The sequence below is a fragment of the Xanthomonas campestris pv. badrii genome, from assembly GCF_012848175.1.
GTDB classification, from domain to species: domain Bacteria; phylum Pseudomonadota; class Gammaproteobacteria; order Xanthomonadales; family Xanthomonadaceae; genus Xanthomonas; species Xanthomonas campestris_C.
Map to the genome: position 1 here is coordinate 2,832,770 of NZ_CP051651.1, position 21,106 is coordinate 2,853,875.

The 21,106-nt window shown below is 66.7% G+C and carries 23 protein-coding genes and 1 other RNA gene; 10 read left to right on the forward strand and 14 right to left on the reverse strand.

Annotated features, from left to right (window positions below; genetic code table 11):
• Window positions 1–39 precede the first annotated feature (39 nt).
• Genes murD through HG421_RS11985 form a run of 4 tightly spaced genes read right to left on the reverse strand, consistent with a single transcriptional unit; the run spans window position 40 to window position 5,830 of the window.
• Window positions 40–1,446, reverse strand: a complete 1,407-nt coding sequence (gene murD, locus HG421_RS11970; protein WP_169706564.1) for a UDP-N-acetylmuramoyl-L-alanine--D-glutamate ligase — start codon at window positions 1,444–1,446, stop codon at window positions 40–42.
• Window positions 1,427–2,782 carry a UDP-N-acetyl-alpha-D-muramoyl-L-alanyl-L-glutamate epimerase gene (gene murL / locus HG421_RS11975; RefSeq protein WP_169706565.1) on the reverse strand — a complete coding sequence of 452 codons (1,356 nt, stop codon included), beginning with the start codon at window positions 2,780–2,782 and terminating at the stop codon, window positions 1,427–1,429. Before murL ends, murD begins: the two co-directional genes overlap by 20 nt.
• Window positions 2,779–3,237: a hypothetical protein gene (locus HG421_RS11980; protein WP_169706566.1), complete on the reverse strand. Its 459-nt coding sequence runs from the start codon at window positions 3,235–3,237 to the stop codon at window positions 2,779–2,781. Before HG421_RS11980 ends, murL begins: the two co-directional genes overlap by 4 nt.
• Window positions 3,221–5,830 (reverse strand): bifunctional aspartate kinase/diaminopimelate decarboxylase, encoded by a 2,610-nt coding sequence (locus HG421_RS11985; RefSeq protein ID WP_169706567.1) that lies wholly within the window; start codon window positions 5,828–5,830, stop codon window positions 3,221–3,223. Before HG421_RS11985 ends, HG421_RS11980 begins: the two co-directional genes overlap by 17 nt.
• Window positions 5,831–6,012: 182 nt before the next feature.
• On the opposite strand from HG421_RS11985, the gene HG421_RS11990 reads away from it, so the two are divergent.
• A complete protein-coding gene (locus tag HG421_RS11990; protein ID WP_169706568.1) occupies window positions 6,013–6,891 on the forward strand; it encodes a PhzF family phenazine biosynthesis protein in 879 nt (292 codons plus the stop codon).
• 31 nt (window positions 6,892–6,922) lie between these two features.
• On the forward strand, window positions 6,923–7,804 hold the full coding sequence (locus HG421_RS11995; RefSeq protein WP_169706569.1) for a PhzF family phenazine biosynthesis protein: 882 nt from the start codon (window positions 6,923–6,925) through the stop codon (window positions 7,802–7,804).
• A gap of 82 nt (window positions 7,805–7,886) precedes the next feature.
• On the opposite strand, the gene HG421_RS12000 is transcribed toward HG421_RS11995, so the two are convergent.
• From HG421_RS12000 to HG421_RS12025, 6 genes are all read right to left on the reverse strand, one after another.
• Window positions 7,887–8,486, reverse strand: coding sequence for a glycine zipper 2TM domain-containing protein (locus tag HG421_RS12000; protein WP_169706570.1), 600 nt, complete (start codon window positions 8,484–8,486; stop codon window positions 7,887–7,889).
• A 151-nt stretch (window positions 8,487–8,637) separates the two neighbouring features.
• Entirely contained in the window at window positions 8,638–9,072 is a 435-nt protein-coding gene (locus HG421_RS12005) for an OsmC family protein (protein ID WP_169706571.1), read from the reverse strand.
• A gap of 254 nt (window positions 9,073–9,326) precedes the next feature.
• Window positions 9,327–10,274, reverse strand: coding sequence for an aspartate carbamoyltransferase catalytic subunit (locus HG421_RS12010; protein ID WP_169706572.1), 948 nt, complete (start codon window positions 10,272–10,274; stop codon window positions 9,327–9,329).
• A gap of 13 nt (window positions 10,275–10,287) precedes the next feature.
• Window positions 10,288–10,755 carry a Holliday junction resolvase RuvX gene (ruvX, locus tag HG421_RS12015; RefSeq protein WP_169706573.1) on the reverse strand — a complete coding sequence of 156 codons (468 nt, stop codon included), beginning with the start codon at window positions 10,753–10,755 and terminating at the stop codon, window positions 10,288–10,290.
• Window positions 10,748–11,314 carry a YqgE/AlgH family protein gene (locus HG421_RS12020; protein ID WP_169706574.1) on the reverse strand — a complete coding sequence of 189 codons (567 nt, stop codon included), beginning with the start codon at window positions 11,312–11,314 and terminating at the stop codon, window positions 10,748–10,750. Before HG421_RS12020 ends, ruvX begins: the two co-directional genes overlap by 8 nt.
• A gap of 9 nt (window positions 11,315–11,323) precedes the next feature.
• Window positions 11,324–11,512: a hypothetical protein gene (locus HG421_RS12025; protein ID WP_169706575.1), complete on the reverse strand. Its 189-nt coding sequence runs from the start codon at window positions 11,510–11,512 to the stop codon at window positions 11,324–11,326.
• Between the two features lie 76 nt (window positions 11,513–11,588).
• Between HG421_RS12025 and HG421_RS12030 the strand changes: the two genes are divergently transcribed.
• Both HG421_RS12030 and HG421_RS12035 read left to right on the forward strand, forming a co-directional pair.
• Entirely contained in the window at window positions 11,589–12,161 is a 573-nt protein-coding gene (locus HG421_RS12030) for a DNA-3-methyladenine glycosylase I (RefSeq protein ID WP_169706576.1), read from the forward strand.
• Between the two features lie 7 nt (window positions 12,162–12,168).
• Window positions 12,169–13,104: a DUF72 domain-containing protein gene (locus tag HG421_RS12035; protein WP_211161723.1), complete on the forward strand. Its 936-nt coding sequence runs from the start codon at window positions 12,169–12,171 to the stop codon at window positions 13,102–13,104.
• A gap of 162 nt (window positions 13,105–13,266) precedes the next feature.
• On the opposite strand, the gene HG421_RS12040 is transcribed toward HG421_RS12035, so the two are convergent.
• From HG421_RS12040 to HG421_RS12050, 3 genes are all read right to left on the reverse strand, one after another.
• Window positions 13,267–13,941, reverse strand: coding sequence for a YitT family protein (locus HG421_RS12040; RefSeq protein WP_169708177.1), 675 nt, complete (start codon window positions 13,939–13,941; stop codon window positions 13,267–13,269).
• A gap of 130 nt (window positions 13,942–14,071) precedes the next feature.
• A complete protein-coding gene (locus HG421_RS12045; RefSeq protein WP_104587276.1) occupies window positions 14,072–15,202 on the reverse strand; it encodes a PilT/PilU family type 4a pilus ATPase in 1,131 nt (376 codons plus the stop codon).
• 121 nt (window positions 15,203–15,323) lie between these two features.
• Complete coding sequence (locus HG421_RS12050) at window positions 15,324–16,361, reverse strand: type IV pilus twitching motility protein PilT (protein WP_104543511.1); 1,038 nt, start codon at window positions 16,359–16,361, stop codon at window positions 15,324–15,326.
• Between the two features lie 339 nt (window positions 16,362–16,700).
• Here HG421_RS12050 and HG421_RS12055 point away from each other — a divergent pair, with 339 nt between their 5' ends.
• From HG421_RS12055 to HG421_RS12065, 3 genes are all read left to right on the forward strand, one after another.
• On the forward strand, window positions 16,701–17,393 hold the full coding sequence (locus tag HG421_RS12055) for a YggS family pyridoxal phosphate-dependent enzyme (RefSeq protein ID WP_169706577.1): 693 nt from the start codon (window positions 16,701–16,703) through the stop codon (window positions 17,391–17,393).
• 52 nt (window positions 17,394–17,445) lie between these two features.
• A complete protein-coding gene (gene proC / locus HG421_RS12060) occupies window positions 17,446–18,297 on the forward strand; it encodes a pyrroline-5-carboxylate reductase (protein ID WP_169706578.1) in 852 nt (283 codons plus the stop codon).
• Between the two features lie 508 nt (window positions 18,298–18,805).
• Window positions 18,806–19,228: an HU family DNA-binding protein gene (locus HG421_RS12065; RefSeq protein ID WP_169706579.1), complete on the forward strand. Its 423-nt coding sequence runs from the start codon at window positions 18,806–18,808 to the stop codon at window positions 19,226–19,228.
• Between the two features lie 68 nt (window positions 19,229–19,296).
• Here HG421_RS12065 and HG421_RS12070 read toward each other — a convergent pair.
• A non-coding RNA gene (locus HG421_RS12070) (sX9 sRNA) lies at window positions 19,297–19,372 on the reverse strand.
• A gap of 147 nt (window positions 19,373–19,519) precedes the next feature.
• Here HG421_RS12070 and HG421_RS12075 point away from each other — a divergent pair.
• The 3 genes from HG421_RS12075 to HG421_RS21625 all read left to right on the forward strand — a co-directional run bounded on the left by HG421_RS12075 (window position 19,520) and on the right by HG421_RS21625 (window position 21,095).
• Window positions 19,520–20,104 carry a M23 family metallopeptidase gene (locus HG421_RS12075; RefSeq protein WP_169706580.1) on the forward strand — a complete coding sequence of 195 codons (585 nt, stop codon included), beginning with the start codon at window positions 19,520–19,522 and terminating at the stop codon, window positions 20,102–20,104.
• A 90-nt stretch (window positions 20,105–20,194) separates the two neighbouring features.
• Complete coding sequence (locus HG421_RS12080) at window positions 20,195–20,497, forward strand: DUF3861 family protein (RefSeq protein WP_425479546.1); 303 nt, start codon at window positions 20,195–20,197, stop codon at window positions 20,495–20,497.
• A gap of 58 nt (window positions 20,498–20,555) precedes the next feature.
• The gene (locus tag HG421_RS21625; protein ID WP_169706582.1) at window positions 20,556–21,095 is read left to right on the forward strand and encodes a hypothetical protein; all 540 of its coding nucleotides are present in this window, start codon (window positions 20,556–20,558) and stop codon (window positions 21,093–21,095) included.
• The last annotated feature ends 11 nt before the right edge of the window (window positions 21,096–21,106 follow it).

Here is a 21,106-nt window from a genome sequence, read left to right on the forward strand (position 1 = left end):
GCAGCACGATGGCCACCGCGTTGGCGCAGGCAACGCGTGTTACTGCACGCCCAGCCCGGGAATCGCACTGATCGCCGCCGGATCGAACCCGGCCAACTGGGCGAAATGCCGGCCGCGGGCCACGTAGTCGCTGTACGCGCCGAAGCTGGGCGCACCTGGCGACAGCAGCACCACGCCGCCCTGCTCGCCCAGCGCGTCGCGTGCCAGCTGCATGGCATGTTCCAGATCCGTAGCGGCGTGCAAGCCGAAGCGGCCCCCATCGGCCAGTGGTTCCAGCAGCGCATGGATACGCGGGCCGTTGGCCCCCATGGTGACAATTTCCAATGGTGCCTGCTGCGCCATCTGCGCGGCGAAATCCTGCCAATCCAGCCCGCGGTCATGTCCACCGACCAGCAAGGCCACGCGCCGTTGCGCGAAGCAGGCCAGCGCAGCCAGCGAGGCATGGGGGGTAGTGCTGATGGAATCGTTGACGTAGCTGATGCCGTCCACGCTGCCCAGCAACTGCAGCCGGTTGGGCAAGGGCCGGAAACTCGACGCCGCCGGCGCCAGTGCCGCGGCATCCAGGCCCAGCGCCTCCACTGCGGCCAGCACCGCGCACAGATTACGGCGGTTATGTTCGCCGGGCAGTGGCACATCGGCGGTATCGAAAATGGCCTGTTCGCCGCGGTACACCACGTCGCCGCGCAGATGCCAGCCCTCGGGATGATTGAACCAGCGCACCTGGCTATCGGGCAACTGCATGCCGCGCAACAGCGGATCGGCCGCGTTGAGCAAGGCGATGCGCGGGCGGCCTTCGGTCACCAGCGAGAGCTTGTCGCGCACGTAGCGCGCCTCATCGCCGTGCCAGTCCAGGTGTTCGGGAAACAGGTTCAGCACCAGCGCCAACTGCGGGCGCGCACCACTGCGCGCGACCTCGCCGGTCTGGTAACTGGACAACTCGATCGCCCAGTACGTCGGTGGCGGCTGCGGTGCCAGCACTTCCAGCAAGGGCTGGCCGATATTGCCGACCAGCGCGGTACGCTGCCCGGCGCTGCGCAGCAGGTGCGCCAACAGCGCAGTGGTGGTGCTCTTGCCCTTGGTACCGGTGACACAGATGGCACCAGGCACGTGCCCATCGGCCTGCGCGTGCTCGGCGAACCACAGCGCGGTGCCGCCGATGAACTGCGTGCCTTGCGCGGCCGCGGCCAGCGCCTCGGCGCGATACGGGCTGATGCCGGGCGACTTCAGCACGATCTCGAACCGGCCCAACGCCTGCGCGCTGGCATCGGTCTCTACCTGCAATGCCGCATCGTCCAGCGCCGCGAGTTCGCGCGCCTCTTCGGCACTGCAGAACACCGTCAATGGCTGGGCAGGCAGTGCGGTGCGCAACGCGCGATACGCCGCGCGTCCTTCGCGCCCCCATCCCCACACCGCAACCGCCCTGCCCTCAAGCTGCGAAATTCGCACGCACGCGCTCCCACAGCGCCGCCGGGATACGGTGCTCGCCATCGATGGCCATCAACGGCTCCAGCTGCAGCGCCTGCGGATCCAGTTGCGGCTGGATCTGCCGGATGAAACGCGTCACCAGCGCGTCTTCCTTCCACTCCGCACGCGTTGCCAGCAACGCCATCGCAGCGCGCGATTCGCGGCCCTCGCCCACGCATTCGAACGGCTTGTGGTCCTGGAATTCCAGCAATGCGTCGTAGCCGCCGGCCTGCGCGGCATCGTCGAGCAGATTGCGCCCGAAGATTCCCACCAGTCGCGTCTTCGGCATGAAGGGGGCCAGCGCCAGGAAGACGAAGTGGCACTTCGGGCACACCCCGCACCAGCGGTGTACCGGGCGTTCACCCATGATGTGGAAGTTGCGGTTGCAGCTGGAAAAATGCGCGTCGTAGTGGTCGGTCTTGGCGAACTGACGTGCCACCGCCAGCTCGGACAACGGTCGCAGCAACGAGTAGTAGCGCAGATCGGCCGCCACGTGCCGCTGCACGTACTCGCCGAACGCCTGTTCGAAGGCCCAGCCCTTGGACCATTGGTGATTGACCTCGCCGGTACCCGGAATCTGGCTGCCGTAGCTGGCCGAGCGCTCGTTGGAAAACACCACCTGGTCCACGCCGGTCAGCAATGCCGACAGCACCAGGATGGCCGAATTCACCGCAGTCACCGGAATATGCCCGTTCCAGGCGCCCTGGCGATTGAGCTCGAACAGCTCCGGCGCCAGGACGCGGCCGACATTGAGCACCGGCAGGCCGGTGCGCTCGGCGCAGGCACGGATGAGCTGGGAGCCACCGATCCAGCTCACGGTCTGATCGACACCGGCCCGGCGCAGGGCCTCGATGCTGACCAGCGAATCCTTGCCCCCGCCGATGGCGACCAACGCATGCTCGCGCAAGCCCAACGCAGGCGCTTGCTCAGCTGCCTGCGCAGCCACCGGAAAGTTGATCTTGCCGTGCAGGTTCAAGCCATTGCGGTAGGCAAACTCGCCCAGGCCATGCAGATAGACGCTTTCCACCAACGCGGCGGTGTCGGCATCGATGCTGTAGCTGTCGATGGCGATGGTCGGCGGCACTGCGGCCTTGTAGTAGCTCACGCCCGCGATCAGGTGCAGCAGCTGCACCGCCTGTTGCACGGCGGCGGCACGGGCGCTGTCCAACACGAACGGTGCGCCTGGCACGGCGACGGTTTCCACCAGTTCCGGGCCCTGGTCGAAGGCATACACCAGCGTCGCCACGCCGGTCTGCGCGTCGAGCGCGCAGCGCACGAAACGGAATGTGGAGATCTGGTGTTTGTCGAAAGCGCTCATGGACTACCTGCAGGAACGTGCAAACGACGCAGATAACGTCGGCACAGGACATATTCAATCATGGAAAACGGCACCGCGGCCCACAGCAGCGGCAGGCAACCGATTGCGAACAACAGCAGCATGACCTGCGAGCCGATCACCTTCGCATCGCCGGTCACCGCCAGCGCCAGCACCAGGTACACCAGCAGCGCCGGCAGATAGCCGAGCCCGCTCAACAGCACCGTGCGCACTGCCATGCCGCCGGCCTGCCGTGCCGGGGCGCGCGCCTGGCGACGCTGCTGCCAGCGGCCAGAGCACCACGCGCCGGTGCCGGCGGCAAGCACTGCGGGCAGCACCCACTTCAGGCTGTCGGTCCAGGGCACGCGCAGGTCCACCATGTCGATGGCCGTGGACATCACCATCGACACAGCGCCGGCCAGCATGCTGAGCGCCACGAACTCAGCCAGCGGGCGCATCGATGACCTCTTCGCGTGGCAACTCGCGCTGGTTGTAGGTGCTGGCCATCGAGTAGCCGTATGCACCGGCATCGGCCACCAGCATCACATCCTCCGGCGCGGTGCTGGCCGGCAGCCGGCGGCGCTTGCCGAACACGTCCGAGGATTCGCAGATCGGTCCGACGATATCGAAACTGCCATCGGCCGGCGCGTCGAGCCGGCTGAGATTCTCGATGTCGTGCCAGGCGTCGTACAGCGCCGGACGGATCAAGGTATTCATGCCGGCATCCAGCCCCACGCGCTGCACGCCGTCCTTTTCGATCACCTGGGTGACCTGCGCCAGCAGCACGCCGGCCTCGGCCACCAGATAGCGGCCCGGCTCGATCGCCAGGCGGTAGCCCGGGTGCACGGCCTTGACCTCGGCCAGGCCCTTGGCCCACATCTGAAGATCGAACGGCTCGTCCTCGGCACTGTAGGGAATCGGCAGGCCGCCACCGATGTCGATGGTCTCCACCGTGCCGATGCGGCGCGCGAAGCCGGCCAGTTCGTCGTACATCATCCGCCAGTGTTCGCCGGTCTCCACGCCGCTGCCCAGGTGCGCATGCACGCCGGTGATGGTGACATCGAGCGTGCGCGCCGCCTCCACGAACTCGTCCACGCGCGTGGACGACAAGCCGAACTTGGACGCCTTGCCGCCGGTATTGACCTTCTCGTGGTGGCCATCGCCGTGGCCCAGGTCGATGCGCAACCACACGTTGCGGCCACGGAACACCTCCGGCCAGTTGCGCAGTGCCTCGACGTTGTCCACGGTGACGGTCACGCCCAGCGCAAAGGCGGCTTCGTATTCGGCCCTGGGCGCAAAGCTCGGAGTGAACAGCACCCGCCGCGGCGACAGCTCCGGCAGCGTCTGGAACACCCGGCGCAGTTCACCGTGCGACACGCATTCCAGCCCGAAACCGGCCTGTTCCAGCGCCATCAGGATCGCCGGATGCGCATTGGCCTTGATCGCGTAATAGCGCTGATCCACCGCGGCAATCTGCGCCAGCGCGTGCGCACGCGCGCGCACCGTCGGCAGGTGATAGGCGTAGCGCGGCGTACCGGCCTGCGCCAGCGACAGCAGATGCGCACGCTCGGCATGCCACCACGGCGTGGGCCGCGGACGCACCGCCCCGATGATCTCGCGCCAGCGCGGGCCGAACACCTCGCCTTCGCTGACCGGCATTGCCCCACTGTCGATCAATTCCGCATGCAGGATCGGCAGCAGGCCATCGGCGTCGGCCTCATCGATGACGAAGGTCAGGTTCAAGTCGTTGGACGACTGCGAAATCATGTGCACGCGCTCCTGCCCGAACGTGGCCCACACATCGGAGAGCTTGTGCAGCAGCGAGCGCATGCCGCGCCCGACCAGGGTGATCGCCGCGCAGGGAACAATGATCTTGACCTTGCAGATCTGCGACAGGTCCGCCGACAACGCCGCCAACACGTCGGTATTGACCAGGTTTTCCGACGGATCCAGCGACACGGTGACATTGGTCTCGGCCGAACCGATCAGGTCCACCGACAGGCCGTGCTTCTTGAACAGCGCGAACACATCGGCCAGGAAGCCCACCTGCTGCCACATGCCGATGCCTTCCATCGACACCAGGACGATACCGTTGCGACGGCTGATCGCCTTCACGCCCAGCACCGGCTCGGCATTGCCGTCGATGCTGGTGCCGGGCAGATCGGGGCGTTCGGTATCCAGGATCGCCATCGGCACGCCGGAATCGCGGCAGGGCTTGATCGAGCGCGGATGCAGCACCTTGGCGCCGGTGGTGGCGATTTCCTGCGCTTCGTAATAGTCCAGCCGGGTCAGCAGGCGCGCGTCGGGCACTTCCTTCGGGTTGGCGCTGAACATGCCGGGCACGTCGGTCCAGATTTCGACCCGGCTGGCACCGAGCAGCGCGCCGAAGTACGCCGCCGAGGTGTCCGAACCACCACGGCCCAGGATTGCGGTACCGCCATCGGCGTGCCGCGAAATGAAGCCCTGGGTGATCAACAAACGCGTGGGCTGCGCATCGAATCGCGCGCGCCAGTCCGCATCCGATTGCCATTGGCACGACACCGACAGGCGCTTGGACCATTCGCTCTGGTTGGGCTGCGGCGGCAGCGCCGACAACCACTGCCGCGCGTCCAGCCAGCCCATGTCCAGGCCGTTGGCATGCAGATACGCCGCACCGATGGTGGAAGACAGCAATTCGCCCTGCCCCAGCACCTCGGCCTGCCAATCGAGCGTGCGCGTTGCGGCGCGCGCATCGGCAAGCAAGGCATGCAACGCGGCCAGCCGCTCGCCCAGCACCGTCTGTGCATCGAGCTCGAGCTCGGCAACGAACTCGCGATGACGCTGCTCCAGCGCGGCCACGCGCTGCGCGCTGTCGGCAGCGCCATCGGCAATGGCCGTGAGCTCGTTGGTCACGCCCGACAATGCAGACACCACCACCAGCACGCGGCCGCCGGTGTCGTTCGCCCGTTTGCCCGCCAGTTTTCCAATCGTGTCCCAGCGATGACGACGCGACACCGAAGTGCCGCCGAACTTGAGGACGATCCAACGATCGGTAGAGTGGGGAGCTGACATGGAGTAGGCGTTTGAGATTGGGGGGGGAAAGCCGGTATGCCGGGCAGAACCCCCGATTCTACTGCCAATATCTCTCTCATGACCCCGCCAGCGGTCGCAGTCGCACAGCCTGGCTCCACCACGCCGAGACGGTTCGCGCTGCAACCATCGGCATCCGCATCCGCCATCGAGATCGCACCCGCATGAGCAAACATCGCTATCTGCAACTGGATGTCTTCGCCAGCCGCACCGGCAGCGGCAACCCGCTGGGCGTGGTGTTCGACGCGGCTGCCTTGTCGAGCGAACAGATGCAGCAGATCGCCGCATGGCTGAACCTGTCGGAGACGATCTTTTTCCTGCCGGTCAGCGTGCCGGACGCCGACTACCACATCCGCATCTTCACCCCGCGCGCGGAACTGCCGTTCGCCGGCCACCCCAGCGTGGGTGCGGCGTGGGCCGCGGCCACCCACGGGCTGACCGGCTTCAAGGCCGACGGCCGCCTGCGCCAGCAGTGCGCGGCCGGCGTGCTGCCGGTGGAGGTCTTCGACCGACACGGCGCCCTGCAGGTCCGGCTGCGCGCACCGCGTGCGCGCGTGGTGGCGGCCGGCGACAGCCACGCAGCGGCAGTGCACGCCGCCTGCGCCGGGTTGCGCACGGCCCCGCATCCGGCAGCGCTGTGGAACAACGGCCCCACTTGGTGGCTGCTGGAACTGGCCGATGCCGATGCGGTGCGGCAGGCCGTGCCCGATCTCGCCGCGATCACCCGCCTGACCCAGGCCAGCGCGGCCACCGGCTTGGCCATCTACGCGCCCGTCGATGGCGGCATCGAAGACCTGGTCGTGCGCGCGTTCTGCCCCGGCGATGGCATCCCGGAAGATCCGGTTACCGGCAGCGCCAATGCGTGCATCGCCTCACGCCTGCACGGCGAGGGACGCCTGCCGGGCGAGGGCTCGCGCTATGTCGCCAGCCAGGGCCGTGAGGTCGGCCGCGACGGACGCATCCAGGTGGAACTGGACGATCAGGGCGAGGTTTGGATCGGCGGAACGACGCTGCAGGTGATCGACGGCCGCATCGATTGGTAAGCTGCCGCGCCCTGCCCGCGGATCGCCCCTGATGACCACCCGCCGTTTCCTGCAACTGGATGTGTTCTCCGCCCGCCCCGGCAGCGGCAACCCGCTGGCAGTGGTGCTGGATGCGCAGGGACTGGACGATGCCGCCATGCAGGCCATTGCGCGCTGGACCAAGCTGCCGGAGACCACCTTCGTGTTCCCTGCGGCCGATGCACACAGCAGTTACCGGTTGCGCATGTTCTCCCCGCAAAAAGAGGTCCCGTTCGCCGGTCACCCCAGCGTGGGCACGGCGCATGCGGTGCTCGACGCCGGGCTGGCCGCGCCCGACGACGGCCTGCTGGTGCAGGACGGCATCGCCGGGCAGTTGCCGCTGCGGGTGGAGCAGATCGATGGCCACCGCAGCATCGCCATCCGCACGCCCCGCGCCCGCGTTGCCGAACAGGTCACTGCCGACGACCCGCGCCTGCACGCTGCGCTGCATGGCTGGCCGCTCGGCAGCCTGCCACCCGCGCTGATGGACGGTGGCCGCACCTGGTGGGTAGTTGAACTGGCCAGCGAAACCGCCTTGCGCAGCCTGCAACCGGACTGGGACGCGATTGCCGCGCTGGCCGAATCCACCGGCAGCATGGGCGTGTTCGCCTATGCGCGCGCCGCGACCGCAGGCAGCTACGACCTGGCCGTGCGCGCGTTCGTCGGTAACGGACGGCGCTTCGAGGACGCCGCCTCCGGCGCGGCCAATGCCGTGCTGGCCGCATGGCTGGACAGCCGCCATGCGCTGCCTGGCAGTGGCCGCCGCTATGTGGTCAGCCAGGGCCGCGAAATCGGTTTCGATGCCTTGCTGGAGCTGCGCATCGACAGCAACGGCGACGTGTGGTCCGGCGGCCAGGTGCAGACGGTGATTCGCGGGACCTTGGACTGGCGTTGAGCTGTGGGCTGCAGGGCTCCCGACACAAAAAACGCTGCGGTCTCCCGCAGCGTTTTTTTTCAAACAGCCCAGACCCAGTCGATCAGTCGGGGCGTACGTCCACACGCACGCGGATCCGGTCGCCCGGGTTGTAATCGCTACGCGTGTGATACGTGCGGCCACCGTATTCGTAAGTCACGTCGTAGCCGTCAACGCGTTCGCGCGTGGTGCGGTAGGACACCGGCTCGCAGACGCTGACGTTGCCGCGATAGGTGCGGTTGTTGGCCTCGTAGATCGAGCGGCCCGCGGCCACGCCGGCCATGGTGCCGACAGCGGTACCCACCAGCCGGCCATTGCCGCCACCGACCTGGCTGCCCAGCACCGCGCCGGCGATACCGCCGATCACGCTCGCCACGCCGCGACCGGAATTGGGCGAGGCATAGCCCCCCTCATTGCGATAGTAGCCATCATTGCTGGTGTAGTAGCCATCGGACGGCCGGTTGTAGCAGCGCTCACTGCTGCGTTCGTTGTAGGAGTCCGACACGATGATCGGATCCACGCGCACCACCCGCGCGTATTCGTAACGACCGTCCTCGTAGCCGCCGCGATAGGTGTCGCGGTAGCCGCTGTCGTAGCGCTGCGCCGTTGCGTTGCCCGCTACGGCCAGACCCATTACCAGAGCACCAAGCACAAGAGTTTTCATTGCGGCAGCTTCACAGGGAGGACACGCTGCCGATGCTCGGCTCGCGGCAGTGAAACCGCCCTGAACCGAGCTGGCCCTGCAAAGCCCTATTCAGGTTTCCGCCAGCTGCATGGCGCCGGCGCGCGCGCCAGCGCCATGCACGCGTAGGGCATCAGTTGGAGAACTCGGTCTCCAGACTGATCGGCACTGCGCTCAATGCCTTGGACACCGGGCAATTTTTCTTGGCGGTATCGGCCAGCTCCCGAAACCTGGCTTCATCGATGCCGGGCACCACGGCGGTGAGCTTGAGGCGGATCTGCGACAGCTGCGGGCCGCCTTCCATCGATAGATCCACGTCCGCGCGCGTGTCCAGCGAGGACGGCGGGAAGCCCGCTTCGCTCAGCTGCGCCGACAGCGCCATGGTGAAGCAACCCGCGTGCGCAGCGGCAATGAGCTCTTCCGGATTGGTGCCCTTCTCATCGCCGAAGCGGCTGCTGAAGGCGTAGCGGGTGTTGTCCATCAAGCCGCTCTGCGGCGTGCTGAGCTGACCCTTGCCGGTCTTGAGGTCGCCTTCCCAGTGTGCGGTGGCGTGACGTGAAATACCCATTGCGATCTCCTGCGATGAAAGGGACCTCACGATAGGGGAGCGGGTGTTACGTGGTGGTGCTGGGATTCGGGAATCGGGATTCGGGAATCGTAAGAGCGGATCGCGGGGCGCGGCCGGTGGGAAGCGGCGGTGTCTTCCGCTCACAGGACTTTGCATCGGGCGCGACCACGCAGCAGAGCGTGAGTGCATCCAGCGAAGCTGTTCGCACCTTCGCAATCGAAGATCACACATCGGAAGCGGCCGCGTTGGGGCTGTTAGCCGAGCAGGGTTTCCAGCACGGCCATGCGCACCGCCACGCCGTTGGCAACCTGGCGCAATACGCACGATTGCGCGCCATCGGCGACTTCGTCGGTGATTTCCACGCCGCGATTGATCGGGCCCGGATGCAGCACCGCCGCATCGCGGCCGGCGCGCGCCAGGCGTTCGCGGGTGAGGCCGTAGTCGCTGTGGTACTGCTCCAGCGAGGGCACCAGGCCTTCTTCCATGCGCTCGCGCTGCAGGCGCAGCATCATCAGCGCATCGGCGCCTTCAAGCATCGCATCGAAGTCCTGGCCGACCACGCAACCGTCCAGCATGTCGTCATCGGGCAGCAGGCTGGCCGGGCCGCAGACGCGGATCTCGCCAGCGCCCAGCGTGCGCAAGGCATGCAGGTCCGAGCGCGCCACGCGCGAGTGCTTCACGTCGCCCACGATGACGACCTTGAGCCTGGAAAAATCAGTGCCCTTGGCCTGGCGCAGGGTGAGCATGTCGAGCAGGCCCTGGGTGGGATGCGCACTACGCCCGTCGCCTGCATTGATCAGCGCGGTGCCCTCGCCCGCAGCTGCGGCCAGCGCTTCCACCGCGCCGTCGTCGGGATGGCGCACCACGAAGCCGCGCACGCCCATCGCTTCGAGATTCTTCAAGGTGTCGCGTGCGGTTTCGCCCTTGCGGGTGGACGAGGTGGATGCATCGAAATTGAGCACGTCCGCGCCCAGCCGCTGCGCCGCCAGATGGAAGGAGCTGCGCGTGCGCGTGGAGGGTTCGAAGAACAGCGTGCACACCGCGGTGCCGGCCAGCACGCTGCGCTTGCCGACGCGACCCACCGCGGCATCGCGGATCTGGCCGGCGCGGTCGAGCAGTTGCAGCAGCGTGGCGCGCGGCAATCCTTCCAGGGTGAGCAGGTGACGCAAACGTCCATTCGAATCGAGTTGCATGGCAGTCATCGCAGGTCAGGAATCAGGGAAGAAGAGTGGCCTGGTCGGGCGCGGCCAACCAGCGTTCGACGATCACGGCCGCAGCCATCGCATCCAGTGCCTCGGCATCGCGGCGACGCTTGCGCCCATCGGCACGCTCGCGCGCGAAACGCTGCGCGGCCTCGACCGAACTGGAGCGCTCATCGATCAACACCACCGGCAGCGCATAGCGCTCGCGTAGCTGGCGGGCGAATGCATGGGCACGCTTGCGCGCAGGCTGGTCCTTGTCGTCCAGGGTGAGCGGATCGCCGACCACCAGGCCGTCGGGACGCCACTGCTTGTGCACGCGATCCAATGCCACCCAGTCCGGGCCGCCGGCATGCACGTTGATCACCGCCACCGCGCGGGCGCCTGCACCCAACGCGGTGCCGACCGCCACGCCGATCCGGCGCGACCCCACGTCGAAGCCCAGCACCGTGCCATCGGGGCGGATGGTGCCCGCCTCAGGCATGCCCGGAATAATCCGTCAGCCGGAACAGATCCACGCCGATACGACCGGCGGCCGTCTGCCAGCGATCTTCCAGGGCGGTATCGAACAGCACGTTGGCATCGGAGGGCGCGGTCAGCCAGCTGTTCTCGCCCAGCTCGAATTCCAGCTGCCCCGCCCCCCAACCTGCACAGCCCAGCGCCACCAGCGCATTGCGCGGGCCTTCGCCGGCAGCCATGGCTTCGAGGATGTCGCGCGAGGTGGTCAGGAACACACCCTGCCCCACTTCCAGGCTGGAATCCCATTCGCGCGCATCGTCGTGGATGACGAAGCCGCGCTCCGGGTGCACCGGCCCGCCATTGAGTACGATCTGCTCGCACAGCTGCGCGTCTTCGGTTTCGATCCCCATCTGCGACAGCACTTCGCCCAAGGTGTACTCGGACGGGCGATTCACCAGCACGCCCATCGCGCCGTTCTCGTCGTGCTGGCAGATCAGCGCGACGCTGCGTGAGAACGTGGGGTCGGACAGCGCCGGAAGCGCGATCAGCAGTTGGTTGGCCAGAGGCGTGGGCAAAACGGACATGGCCGCATTCTAGCCGTTCGCTTCGCCGCGCGCAGAGCCGCTGCCATACTGGGCCTTGCCGGCGCCGGAAATGCACGATGCCGCCGATGCGGCTGCCTTCGCGGTGGCCCGCATGCGGTACCCGACCGACGCGTTCAGCTTGATCACGGTGCATGCCACGTGCAGCGCCGCCGAAGCGTTGCGGCGGCGCAACGGCATCGCGCCTTCGGCGCCACGGCTGCTCGCCCACCGTGGCAGCGACTGGCAAGCCTCGCCCCACAACCACAGGCCCCCCATGAGCGGTTATTGCAGCATCGCCCCAGGCCATCCGGTCCATGGCCACTACCACGATCACGAGTACGGCTTTCCGCAGCGCGACGAACGCGAGTTGTTCGAGCGGCTGGTGCTGGAGATCAACCAGGCCGGACTGAGCTGGGAAACCATCCTGCGCAAGCGCGTCAATTTCCAGAAGGCCTACGACGGCTTCGACGTGGACACTGTTGCGGCATATGCCGACCAGGACATCAGCAGGTTGATGGGCGATGCCGGCATCATCCGCAACCGTCTCAAGGTGCTGGCGGCCATCCACAACGCACAGGTCATCCAGGCGCTACGCGCCACGCACGGCGGCTTCGCGCAGTGGCTGGACGCCCACCACCCGCTCGACAAACCGGCCTGGGTCAAGCTGTTCAAGAAGACCTTCCGTTTCACCGGCGGCGAAATCACCGGCGAGTTCCTGATGAGCCTGGGCTACCTGCCCGGCGCACATCATGCCCGGTGTCCGGTGTTTGCGCAGATCCGGGCACTGGCGCCGCCCTGGCTGCAGGCGCAGAAGCCGGCGAAGACGCGCACGGTCCAGCGCGGCTAGACACCTCTTGCACGGCGCACGCGAAATGCTCGTGCGTATGGCTATTCGCATCGGCATTTCCGGTTGGCGTTATGTACGCTGGCGCGGCACGTTCTATCCGGTTGGCCTGGCCCAGCGGCGCGAGCTCGAATACGCCGCGGGCTGCTTTCCCAGCGTGGAAATCAATGGCTCCTTTTATTCGCTGCAGCGCCCGGACAGCTTCCAGCGCTGGCATGACGAAACGCCCGAGGACTTCGTGTTTTCGGTCAAGGGCCCGCGCTTCATCACCCATATGAAGCGCCTGCGCGATTGCGAGCAGGCGCTGGCCAACTTCTTCGCTTCCGGAATATTGCGGCTGGGCGCCAAACTGGGCCCGATCCTGTGGCAGCTGCCGCCGACACTCCGGTTCGATGCCGCGCTGCTGGACGCATTTCTAGGCAGCCTGCCGCGCGATAGCCAGGCCGCGTTGGCGCAGGCGCGCAAACGCGATACCGCGCTGATGCAAGGGCGCAGCGCCCTGGCGATCGATCGCCAGCGGCCGATCCGTCACGCATTGGAAGTGCGTCACGACAGCTTCTGCGATCCAGCCTGCATGCGCCTGCTGCGGCGTCACAAGGTCGCGGTGGTGGTTGCCGACACCGCAGGGAAATTCCCATACCTGGAGGACGTCAGCGCCGATTTCGTCTATGTGCGTCTGCATGGCGATGCGCAGTTGTACGCCAGCGGCTACAGCGACACCGCACTGGATCGCTGGGCAGCACGCATCGCCGCGTGGGCCGGCGGAGCCGAACCGCACGATGCAGCCCGTGTCGGTGCAACCGCCCGCAAACGCTCGATGCGCGATGTGTACTGTTATTTCGACAACGACATGAAGGTGCATGCGCCGTTCGATGCGCGCGGGTTGATGCAACGGCTGCAGTTGCCTACCGATTGCCCGGCACGCGAAAACATCGAGGACCGCTGACAAACGACGGCGCGTGGCCGGGCGGGCTGGCCGGCGCACGGAAGGCGGCATGCATCGCTGGCACGCTGCGGCTGCGGGGGAGCCGCAGCGCCCACTGACAGCTGCCTGCGACGTCGTGTTCGCGGCTCCCAGACGTGCCATGCGGGCGATCTTCGGCCCGCGTCACACGCCCATATACCGGTGCGGGCGGTGATTGAACATCAGCACCAGACTCAGCATCAGCGCGCCGATCGCCGAATACAGCACCTTGTCCGGCTTCAAGACGAAAAACGCCACCAGCATCAGCATCGCGTCGAAGCTCATCTGCACCTTGCCCGCGCTCCAGCCGCGCTCGCGCTGCAGGTAGACCGCCAGGATGCCGATGCCGCCCAGGCTGCCGCGGTGGCGAATGAAGAACAGGATGCCCAGGCCGGACAGCGCACCGCCGACGATGGCCGAAAACGCGGTGCTCATATGCGCGTAATCGGCCCAGCGCGGCAGCAGATTGGTCAGCGCGCCGCAGGCAGCGACCGCCGCGAACGTCTTCAGGGTGAATTCCCAGCCCATCCGGCGCACGCTCAACCAGTAGAACGGCAGGTTGACCAGCACGAACACCAGGCCGAAATTCCAGTCCAGCGCGTAGTGCAGCAAGAACGCCACACCCGCCATGCCGCCGATCATCAACCCACCCTTGGCGAAGATCGCAAGGCCCAGCGAAGCCACCAACGTTGCCAGCACCATTCCCTGCACGTCCTCGGCCACCGAGTGGTGATACGCGTGATCGTCGGCCGCGGTGCCGGCCGAATCCGGCGGTGGCGTCAACGGGCCGGACGTGACCACGGCGCCGTCATCGGGCAACGGCTCTTGCTCCGGACGCAGATCGGAATCGGGAAGGCTCACGGGTATGGCGACTGCAGTGGGGTGCGCTATTAGACACTATCGGCCGCCCTGGTTACATCTGAAACCGGGCGGCCGCTGGCTGCCGACCTCACCGAACCTCGGCAATCTCCACGCCATCCAGCCCCTGTGCCAGGGTCTTGGCATCGCCGCCCTGGGAGAGCTTGATGCGCAGACGTACTTCATTCTGCGAGTCCGCGTAGCGCAGCGCGTCTTCGTAGCTGATTTCACCGGCCTGGTAGAGCTCGAACAGGCTCTGGTCGAAGGTGCGCATGCCCAGGTTGGTGGACTCCTTCATGATCTCCTTGAGCTTGTGGATCTCGCCGTCGCGGATGTAGTCCTGCACCAGCGGCGTGCCCAGCATGATTTCCATCGCCACGCGGCGGCCGCGGCCGTCCGGGGTCGGAATCAGCTGCTGCGCGACCACGCCCTTGAGGTTCAGCGACAGATCCATCAACAGCTGGTTGCGGCGATCTTCCGGGAAGAAGTTGATGATGCGGTCCATCGCCTGGTTGGCGTTGTTGGCGTGCAGCGTGCACAGCACCAGGTGGCCGGTTTCGGCGAAGGCGATGGCGTGGTCCATGCCCTCGCGGGTGCGCACCTCGCCGATCATGATCACGTCCGGCGCCTGGCGCAGGGTGTTCTTCAGCGCATTCTCCCAGCTGTCGGTATCGATGCCGACTTCGCGCTGGGTGATGATGCAGCCCTCGTGCTTGTGCACGAATTCGATCGGGTCCTCGATGGTGATGATGTGCCCGGTGGAATTCTGGTTGCGGTAGCCGATCATCGCCGCCAGCGAGGTCGATTTACCGGTACCGGTGGCGCCGACGAAGATGATGATGCCGCGCTTGGTCATCGCCAGCGTCTTGATCACCGGCGGCAGGCTCAGTTCTTCCACGGTGGGAATGCGCGTCTCGATCCGGCGCAGCACCATGCCCACCTGGTTGCGCTGGTAGAAGCAGCTGACACGGAAACGCCCGACCCCGGACACGCCGATGGCGAAGTTGCACTCGTGGGTCTTTTCGAACTCCTCGCGCTGCGCCGGCGTCATCACGTTCAGCACCAGGTCGCGGCTCTGCTGCGCGGTCAACGGCGTCTGCGTGATCGGGCTGATCTTGCCATGCACCTTGATCGCCGGCGGCATGCCGGAGGTGATGAACAGATCCGACGCCTTCTGATGCGCCATCAGCTTGAGGAAGGAGGTGAAGTCGATGGTGCTCATGGCGTGCTCCCTCGGAGCCGGGAATGGAGAATCGAGAATCGGGAATTGGAGGAGCCGGGCAACGGACTCGGTGACGGGAACCGCCTTTACGATTCCCCATTCCCGATTCCCTATTCCCGAATCACTCGAATATCCGCTTGTCCTTGGCGTACTCGCGCGCCTGGTTGCGCGTGATCAGGCTGCGCTTGACCAGGTCCTGCAGATGCTGGTCCAGGGTCTGCATGCCGTATTGCTGGCCGGTCTGGATCGCCGAATACATCTGCGCCACCTTGTCCTCGCGGATCAGGTTGCGGATGGCCGGGGTGCCGACCATGATTTCCCAGGCCGCAGTGCGGCCGCCGCCGACCTTTTTCAGCAGCGCCTGCGAAATCACCGCGCGCAGCGACTCGGACAGCATCGAGCGTACCATCGGCTTTTCGCCGGCCGGGAACACGTCGATGATGCGGTCGATGGTCTTGGCCGCCGAGCTGGTATGCAGGGTGCCGAACACCAGGTGGCCGGTTTCCGCGGCGGTCAGCGCCAGGCGAATGGTCTCCAGGTCGCGCAATTCGCCGACCAGGATGATGTCCGGGTCTTCGCGCAGTGCCGAGCGCAGCGCTTCGTTGAAGCCGTGCGTGTCGCGGTGCACTTCGCGTTGGTTGATCAGGCACTTCTGCGAGGTGTGCACGAATTCGATCGGATCCTCGACGGTGAGGATGTGGCCGTATTCGTTCTTGTTGATGTAGTCGATCATGCCGGCCAGCGTGGTCGACTTGCCCGAACCGGTCGGGCCGGTCACCAGGATCAGACCCTGCGGCTGGTCGATCAGCTGGCGGAAGATCGGCGGGCAGCCCAGGTCTTCCAGCGTCAGCACTTCGGAGGGAATGGTACGGAACACCGCACCGGCACCGCGGTTCTGGTTGAACGCATTGACACGGAAGCGTGCCAGCGAGGGAATCTCGAACGAGAAATCGACCTCGAGGAATTCTTCGTAGTCGCGCCGCTGCTTGTCCGACATGATGTCGTACACCAGCGCGTGCACCTGTTTATGGTCCAGCGCCGGAATATTGATGCGACGGACATCGCCATCGACACGGATCATCGGCGGCAGCCCTGCAGACAGGTGCAGGTCCGATGCCTTGTTCTTGACAGAAAACGCCAATAGTTCAGCGATATCCATGCGCTGCTTTTCCCCTAGGCTGCGATTGGAAGGTACTCCCCGGCCGGCAGTATAGCGTTCTGGCAGCGCGCGGGAAGCGGGCGGACGCCGGTTCAGGCCGGCAGACCGGTGCAGGGCTGAAGGCGTTGTTGTCCGGGCATGAGCGGCATGGCGCCTGGCTGTATCCGGACCTGGGCGCCGCCGACGACACCCGGCAACAGCCGCACATGTGCGCAAACCTTCCACCTGCCCCGTCTGCGTGCCTGTCCACCTCCTTTATATAGGCGGCCGGACGCTGCGCGCTGGAAGCCAGTCACCGGCAGCGGCACACTAGCGCCCCCGCCTTTGCTGGATGTCCCCGTGCCGGTTTCCTCGCTGCAGCAGATTCTCGATGCCATCCAGGCCGCGGCCGCCCAGCATGCCCGCGGCGACGTCCGCCTGCTGGCGGTCTCCAAGACCAAGCCTGCCGAGGCCATCGCCGCGCTGGCCGCGCAGGGACAGCGCGCATTCGGCGAAAACTACGTGCAGGAAGCCGAGACCAAGGTCGCCACGCTCCGCGCACTGGAGCTGGAATGGCACCTGATCGGCCACCTGCAATCCAACAAGGCCGAGCTGGCCAGCCGGTGCTTCGACTGGGTGCAGACCGTGGACCGCCCCAAACTGATCCCGCTGCTCGCGCGCCACCGCCCGGACGGCCGCGCACCATTGAATGTGCTGATCCAGGTCAACATCGACGATGAGCACAGCAAACACGGCTGCGCGCCGGAGGCGATCGACGCGCTGGCCGACGCCATCGCACTGCATCCTGCATTGCGCCTGCGCGGATTGATGGCCATCCCCGCCCCGTTTCCGGAAGCGGCGCGGCGCGCAGACGCGTTTACCCGCATGCAGCAGTTGTTCGAACAGCTGCAGCAGCGCTTCGCGCAGGTGGACACCTTGTCGATGGGCATGAGCTCGGATTTCACCGAAGCGATCGCGGCCGGCGCCACCATGGTGCGCGTGGGCACGGCGCTATTCGGTGCCCGCGTGCCCGCGCCCGACGCATCCGCCTGATCCGCGCTGCGCGAACGCACGCACCATCCATTCCTGCTCACTGGAGTTTCCAATGACCCTGCCTTCCGCGCCTGCGTCGTCCGCCAACGCCGGCTCCATCGCCTTCATCGGCGGCGGCAACATGGCGCGCAGCCTGATCGCCGGACTGACACGGCAGGGCGTGCCGGCTGCCCGCATCCGCGTCGCCGAGCCAGTTGCCGACCTGCGCGCGGCGCTGTCGCGCGATTTCGGCGTGCAGACGCTGGACAACGCATGCGAGGCCGCCGATGGCGCGCAGACGTGGGTGCTGGCGGTCAAGCCACAGGTGATGGCGTCGGTTTGCGCGCAGCTGGCCGATCTCGCCCAGGCCCGGCAGCCGCTACTGGTCTCGATCGCCGCTGGCATCACCGCAACGCAATTGCAGCGCTGGTGCGGCGGCGAGGTGGCCGTGGTCCGCGCAATGCCCAATACCCCTGCCCTGCTCGGTGCCGGCGTCACCGGCCTGTACGCCACTGCACGCGTCTCCCAGACCCAGCGCGCGCAGGCAACCGAATTGCTGCAGAGTGCCGGCGTCACCGTGTGGATCGACGAGGAGACACAGATGGATGCGGTAACGGCCGTTTCCGGCAGCGGGCCGGCCTACGTGTTCCTGCTGGCCGAAGCGATGGAAGCGGCGGCGCAGGCGCAGGGACTGCCGGCCGACACCGCCCGCACGCTGGTTCTGCAGACCCTGTTGGGCGCCTCGCGCATGCTTACCGAATCGGGCGAGGCACCCGAGGTACTGCGGCGTCGGGTGACCTCGCCCAACGGCACCACGCAGGCGGCCATCGAGACATTTCAGGCCGGTGGTTTCGAAGCGCTGACTGCACAGGCCATTGCCGCAGCCACCGAACGCGGCCGTGGCCTGTCGGCTGCCAACGATTAGGCGAGCTGTGCCTGCTGCACGGCGTGCGGTCGATGCAAACGCGCAGCAACGCGCTGTCCCGGAGCAAGCATCGGTCGGCCGCGTTCCTGGAAGCAGAGCCGCGGCGCGCTGCGGGCTCGCAGCGCAATGGCGCGATGCCGCCACCGAACTGCAGCGCCCTCATGCACCGCGCATGCGGACAGTGCAATCGATGCCAATCGATGCCATCGGCCATCAAGGCACTGACACCGTGGCCCGGCCTGCGCGCATCCGCGCAAACGCGCGCATGCGCGCGCAACCTGCCTGCTGCTTTGCGTCAGATGCGACGCGAACCTGTGCGCGGTGTGTGTTGCGCACGCTGTTTTGTACGCGTTCTACGCCGCTGGTGAACGAATCCCGGTCGAAAGACGCTTTTTTTCGGCCGTTTCATCGTTTGCCTATTGGCGGCGCGCAGCAGTTGCCCTACATTTCGCGTTGCCGACCGGGTCGGCAGACCCAACACCACCAACGAATACGGAACGCATAACTCATGGCAAAAACCGCCGCTAAGAAGGCTGCCCCCAAGAAGGCAGTGAAAAAGGTCGCCGCCACCAAGACCGCAAAGCCGGCCAAGGCCGCTACCAAGACCGCCGCGCCGAAGCCGATCAAGGAAGCCCTGAGCAAGACCGGCCTGGTCGCGCACATCGCCGAATCCACCCAGCTGGCTCCGAAGGACGTCCGCGCCGTGCTGGCGTCGCTGGAAGCCGCTGCGCATTCCTCGCTCAACAAGAAGGGTGCAGGCAGTTTCACCCTGCCGGGCATGCTGAAGCTGACCGCCGTGCACGTGCCGGCCAAGCCGAAGCGCAAGGGCATCAACCCGTTCACCAAGGAAGAGCAGACCTTCCCGGCCAAGCCTGCCAGCTTCAAGGTCAAGGCTCGCCTGCTGAAGAAGCTGAAGGACGCCGCGCTCTGATCGAGCGCGCATCCGGTGTCATCGAGACGGCCTTCGGGCCGTCTTTTTTTTTGCGCAGTTCCAGGAGCGGCACCCAACACGTAGCGAGCGGTCGCCAGGTGGGTGCGGACGGCGCGCAGAATCGGAGTTGTACGCGTGGCACATGCCGCACCGAGCACCGGCCGCGCCCGCCTGGCAGTGCGCGCAGCAGGTTCGTGAGCTGCTCTAAACGTCATGGCAGCGCCGCACCACACGCCACTCATCACCGCTCGCCTACCCTGACCGACATCCCCCCCCCGAAAATCATCATCCGTGCCATCTGCATCTCCCACATCAAGCCCCGCACGCAGGCTTCGCCGCCGTCTGCTGTGGATCGCCGCGCTGTGCGTCCTGGCGGTCGGTGCGCGCTGGGCGTGGCAGCTGCCGGTGGCCGACCGACTCCGCACCACCTGGGAACTGTCGCAGATGCCGGCACCGCAGGCGCTGCGGATTCCGGTGCACAACGTACGTGCCCGGCAGATCGCCGACACGTTCGGCGCGCCACGGGGACGCGACCGCACGCACGCCGGGGTCGACATCTTCGCGCCACGCGGCACACCGGTGGTGGCATCGACGCATGGCGTGGTCAGCGCGATCGGCGATCGCGGCCTGGGCGGCAAGCAGGTCTGGGTACTCGGCCCGGCGATGGAGCGACACTATTACGCGCACCTGGACGACTGGGCGGCAGGCTTGGCGGTAGGCGACGTGGTCGAGCCCGGCACGCCGCTTGGCATGGTTGGCACCACCGGCAACGCGCGCGGCACGCCGCCGCATCTGCACTATGGTGTGTATGGGCGCAACGGTGCGTACGATCCGCTGCCGCTGCTACGCAAAACCGCGCCTTCGCCGGCCGACTGAGCGTGCTGGAACACTGCGTCATGGCCTGCGCTATCGAGCGCGCCGCGGGCTGCGCCTATGGTGGCCTCATCCCGAAGTGACGCGACCACCATGTCCCGAAAACGCTATCGCATTACGGTCACGCCCATCGAAAACGACGGCCGCCCCTGCGACGACCGCTGCACCATCGAGTTCGAACAGCGCTCGCGCGCCGACTGGATGCGCCTGCTCGAGGAATTGCACCTGCGCCGCGACCTCAGCAGCGATGAGTGCGCTGCACTGACGGTGGGATCGCAACTGCTAGAAGACCTGGCCGCGCGCCCACGCGCGCAGCCCAGCGACGCGTTGGACGCGTTGCGGCCCAGGCTGCAGTTGCTGCTGGAGCGCCTGCAACGCGTGCACCCCGGGCCCTGAGCGCGCAGCTGGCTGCATGGCACCGTTACACTGCGCGCTTCGGGGACGGAGAGGCGCCATGCGCTGGGTCACCATTGCCATATCGCTAGCCGCACTTGCCGGTTGCAGTTGTCAGCGCAGCGCAGATCACCAGATCGACGCGGCCACGCCCGCGTCGACGGCGACCACGTCGCCCCCACCGGCAGATGCGGCTGATCGCCGTGTCTCGGCACCATCTGCGGCCGACGCGCTCGCCGCTGCGCAAGCGCGTACCGACCTGACCGAAGCAGGCGCCACCGTGCAACGCTACCTGGGCGCCCTGCCCGGCTCAGCACGTGCCGATGCCGATGCACTGTGGACAGGCGGGCGTCCGCCACCGGTGCCGGATGACGCCGTCCTGCGGGCGATGACCGACATCCAGTCGATGCGGATCAACAACGACCCGCCGGTCCTGCTGGACCCGGGCAACCCGCAGCGACGGATCGAAGTGCCGGTGCGCATCATCGTGCGCAGCGCATCCGGAACGCAGCAGCTGGTTGGCGCGTATCGCCTGCAACCGCGCGCAGGCAGCAACACCCTGGAGATCTACTCGGCCACGCTGCACCCGGTACTGCGCTAACCCGTGGTTCA

What these genes read in the sequence shown, in the direction of transcription:
- HG421_RS11980 (WP_169706566.1), bottom strand. Translation starts at nt 3,237, where the DNA reads ATGCGCCCGCTGGCTGAGTTCGTGGCGCTCAGCATGCTGGCCGGCGCT.
- HG421_RS12020 (WP_169706574.1), bottom strand. Translation starts at nt 11,314, where the DNA reads ATGTCCGTTTTGCCCACGCCTCTGGCCAACCAACTGCTGATCGCGCTT.
- HG421_RS12030 (WP_169706576.1), top strand. Translation starts at nt 11,589, where the DNA reads ATGAGCGGTTATTGCAGCATCGCCCCAGGCCATCCGGTCCATGGCCAC.
- HG421_RS12025 (WP_169706575.1), bottom strand. Translation starts at nt 11,512, where the DNA reads ATGCCGTTGCGCCGCCGCAACGCTTCGGCGGCGCTGCACGTGGCATGC.
- ruvX (WP_169706573.1), bottom strand. Translation starts at nt 10,755, where the DNA reads ATGCCTGAGGCGGGCACCATCCGCCCCGATGGCACGGTGCTGGGCTTC.
- HG421_RS12050 (WP_104543511.1), bottom strand. Translation starts at nt 16,361, where the DNA reads ATGGATATCGCTGAACTATTGGCGTTTTCTGTCAAGAACAAGGCATCG.
- HG421_RS11985 (WP_169706567.1), bottom strand. Translation starts at nt 5,830, where the DNA reads ATGTCAGCTCCCCACTCTACCGATCGTTGGATCGTCCTCAAGTTCGGC.
- proC (WP_169706578.1), top strand. Translation starts at nt 17,446, where the DNA reads ATGACCCTGCCTTCCGCGCCTGCGTCGTCCGCCAACGCCGGCTCCATC.
- HG421_RS12065 (WP_169706579.1), top strand. Translation starts at nt 18,806, where the DNA reads ATGGCAAAAACCGCCGCTAAGAAGGCTGCCCCCAAGAAGGCAGTGAAA.
- HG421_RS21625 (WP_169706582.1), top strand. Translation starts at nt 20,556, where the DNA reads ATGCGCTGGGTCACCATTGCCATATCGCTAGCCGCACTTGCCGGTTGC.
- murL (WP_169706565.1), bottom strand. Translation starts at nt 2,782, where the DNA reads ATGAGCGCTTTCGACAAACACCAGATCTCCACATTCCGTTTCGTGCGC.
- HG421_RS11990 (WP_169706568.1), top strand. Translation starts at nt 6,013, where the DNA reads ATGAGCAAACATCGCTATCTGCAACTGGATGTCTTCGCCAGCCGCACC.
- HG421_RS12010 (WP_169706572.1), bottom strand. Translation starts at nt 10,274, where the DNA reads ATGACTGCCATGCAACTCGATTCGAATGGACGTTTGCGTCACCTGCTC.
- HG421_RS12080 (WP_425479546.1), top strand. Translation starts at nt 20,195, where the DNA reads ATGTCCCGAAAACGCTATCGCATTACGGTCACGCCCATCGAAAACGAC.
- HG421_RS11995 (WP_169706569.1), top strand. Translation starts at nt 6,923, where the DNA reads ATGACCACCCGCCGTTTCCTGCAACTGGATGTGTTCTCCGCCCGCCCC.
- HG421_RS12045 (WP_104587276.1), bottom strand. Translation starts at nt 15,202, where the DNA reads ATGAGCACCATCGACTTCACCTCCTTCCTCAAGCTGATGGCGCATCAG.
- HG421_RS12000 (WP_169706570.1), bottom strand. Translation starts at nt 8,486, where the DNA reads ATGAAAACTCTTGTGCTTGGTGCTCTGGTAATGGGTCTGGCCGTAGCG.
- HG421_RS12005 (WP_169706571.1), bottom strand. Translation starts at nt 9,072, where the DNA reads ATGGGTATTTCACGTCACGCCACCGCACACTGGGAAGGCGACCTCAAG.